Genomic DNA, 2,881 nt, shown 5'->3' on the forward strand with positions numbered 1-2,881 from the left:
GAAATATATGGGAAATTAATACTATACAAAAGGGATGGAGTGAATGAGATGTCAACAAATGTAGTTACTGTAGAAAGTGTAGAAAAAACGTATGGGAAAAGAAATGAGAATCAGTCAAAAGCATTAAGGGGTGTTTCGTTAAGTATTAAAGAAGGAGAGTTTGTAGGGATTATGGGTCCTTCTGGATCTGGTAAAACGACATTACTAAATGTGATTAGTACACTTGATCAAGCGACAGGTGGCAGTGTAACAATAGCTGGCACAAATATTACTTCTATGAAGGGAAATGCATTATCAGATTTTCGTTCTCAAAAATTAGGATTTATTTTTCAAGACTTTAATCTACTAGAAAATTTATCAATTTATGAAAATATCGCTTTACCACTTTCCCTGCAAGGCGTACCGTCAAGTGAGATTACTGGAAAAGTAAATGAAGTAGCAAAGAAATTAGGGATTACTGAAATTTTAACAAAATATCCGACTGCTGTTTCTGGTGGACAAAAACAAAGAACAGCGGCAGCACGAGCTTTAGTACATAATCCGGCAATCGTATTAGCAGATGAACCGACAGGAGCACTTGATAGTAAAAATGCAAAAAGTTTATTAGAAGCGATGCAAGATTTACATGAAAATCACAATGTCAGTATTTTGATGGTAACACACGATGCATTTAGTGCGAGTTACTGTGAGCGTATTTTATTTATTCAAGATGGTCTACTTTATAAAGAGTTAAATCGTCAAGGAACACGAGAAAATTTCTATCAAGACATTTTAGGGGTGCTTGCCCAAATGGGCTCAGCAACTGAGTCGAGGTAAGGGGGCGAGACTATGTTATTCAAATTATCACGTCATAGTATGAAAAAAATGTTAAAGGATTATATGGTTTTACTTATTGGTCTAGTCATTAGTATTAGTATTTTTTACATGTTCCAAACGATGGCGATGAATAGTGAATTTACAAAAGATAATAGTCTCATTAGTAGTATTAGGCTCGTCTTCTGGGTTGGTGCAATATTGCTCTCATTCATTACAGTTTTTTACATCATTTATGCCAATTCTTTTTTACTTACATTAAGAAGAAAAGAACTCGGTATGTACATGATGCTTGGAGCGAAAAAGAAAAAAGTAGCGCAATTATTATTTATTGAGACTTTTGGTATGGGTATTGTCAGTATTATTATCGGTATTTTAGTAGGAATCATACTAGCTAGTGTAGCAGGAAATTTGTTAATGAATGGAATGGAAATTTCAGCAAAAGGTAATTACGCATCTGTATACACACCAGCTATATTAGTTACATCTATTTTCTTCTTAATATTATTTTTCATTACTGGTGTAATGAATAGTTTCCGATTATTACGTAAAACAGAATTAGAGTTAATACGTGAAGACGAAACGCAAGATGAAGTGAAGAAAAGTAAAACTCGCACAGTTATTATGACAGTACTAGGTGTATTGCTAGTAAGTACAGGATACTATTTTATGGTAAATATAAAAATGTTTGCTGAACTAGGATTTATAATAGCGACAATTGTTACGACATTAGGAACGTATTTCATTTTTAGCTCGTTACTCCCACTTTTTGTAATGAAAATTAAGGGGAATAAAAAACGAAATGAAACGGGATTAAATAGTTTTACTTATGCACAGTTACGTTTTCGAGTAACTAGTTTATCGAGAGTACTAGGAACTGTAGCGATGTTAATTGCATTAGGTGCAGGTGCGATGACAGCAGGTATGGCGTTTCAAAAGAATGTAGGCATTATGACAGACTTCTCACGTGTATATGATGTCGTAATTCATGATCCAAATGAACAAGATAAAGCAGCATTAAAAGAAATGGAAATTGTTGAAGAAAGCAAGTATAAGTATAAAGTAGATGGAGAAGCAGTTTATTACTTACGTAACGACTTAACTGAAAAACCACCACTTATTTCAGATCATTTTGATACAAAAACTTTAAAAGAACCTGCTCGTAAACGAGTGGCTGAACCTTTAACTGAACCTGTCTATTCTGCTTTGGAAGCTCCTGAAGTAGTGAATAAGCTTCCTCGTATGCCAAAAGATTGGGAGGATGCGGTTGTAAGAGAGATACAAATTACACATAATCAATTTAACGGAAAACCTGTAAGAATTGCAGATGAAGAGTATTATAAAGGAATTCAAGGAACAGAACATACTGTAACATTAGCAAAAGTAGACGATATGAAAAAATATAAACCACTGTTGATCGAAATAGATAAGAGACAAGAAGAAGTAATTGAAAAAACAACAGGTACAAAAGTAGACTTATATACGAAAATGACAATTTATCAGTTCATGAATAGTTTCATGAGCGGAACAATGTTTATGGGATTTTTCCTTGGAATTGCATTTTTAGCAATGATGGCGAGTTCTCTTATGTTTAAAATATTAACAGGAGCTTCTCGTGATGTACGCCGTTATGAAATGCTACGAAAAATCGGTGTGAGGCGTAGTATGTTAACAAAAAGTATATATAAAGAAATCTCATATTTATTTATCTTCCCAGCAATTATTGGAATTTCCCACGTTTTAGTAGGGCTTAACTTATTCAGCTTCATATTAGTTGACCCATTTGTAAAAGTGTGGATGCCAATAGGAATCTTCATAGTAATTTATTTCATTTATTATTGGATTACTGTCCAACTTTATAAAGGTATGGTAATGCCGAAAGAAGAAGTGGTGAAATAGTTTAACGAAAGAGTCCTTGTTATGAAAACAAGGGCTTTTTTCTATGTGTGTTATACATAGATACGTGTACGCAAGATGTTGTCAAGAATCAATACTTTAAATTCGTAAGGGGATATTGAAAGTTTAGAAAATATTAAGAATTAATGTAGTAGAAAGTTAAGAAGTGTAT

The 2,881-nt window shown here is 33.3% G+C and carries 2 protein-coding genes; both read left to right on the forward strand.

Features of this window, described 5'->3' with window-relative positions:
• Positions 1 to 39 precede the first annotated feature (39 nt).
• On the forward strand, positions 40 to 816 hold the full coding sequence (locus tag AB3X48_RS20490; protein ID WP_082187217.1) for an ABC transporter ATP-binding protein: 777 nt from the start codon (positions 40 to 42) through the stop codon (positions 814 to 816).
• A 12-nt stretch (positions 817 to 828) separates the two neighbouring features.
• Positions 829 to 2,712: an ABC transporter permease gene (locus AB3X48_RS20495; protein WP_016104802.1), complete on the forward strand. Its 1,884-nt coding sequence runs from the start codon at positions 829 to 831 to the stop codon at positions 2,710 to 2,712.
• Positions 2,713 to 2,881: the final 169 nt, after the last annotated feature.

The organism is Bacillus sp. S4, from assembly GCF_040838205.1.
Taxonomy (GTDB): Bacteria; Bacillota; Bacilli; order Bacillales; family Bacillaceae_G; genus Bacillus_A; species Bacillus_A cereus_U.

What these genes read in the sequence shown, in the direction of transcription:
- AB3X48_RS20495 (WP_016104802.1), top strand. Translation starts at nt 829, where the DNA reads ATGTTATTCAAATTATCACGTCATAGTATGAAAAAAATGTTAAAGGAT.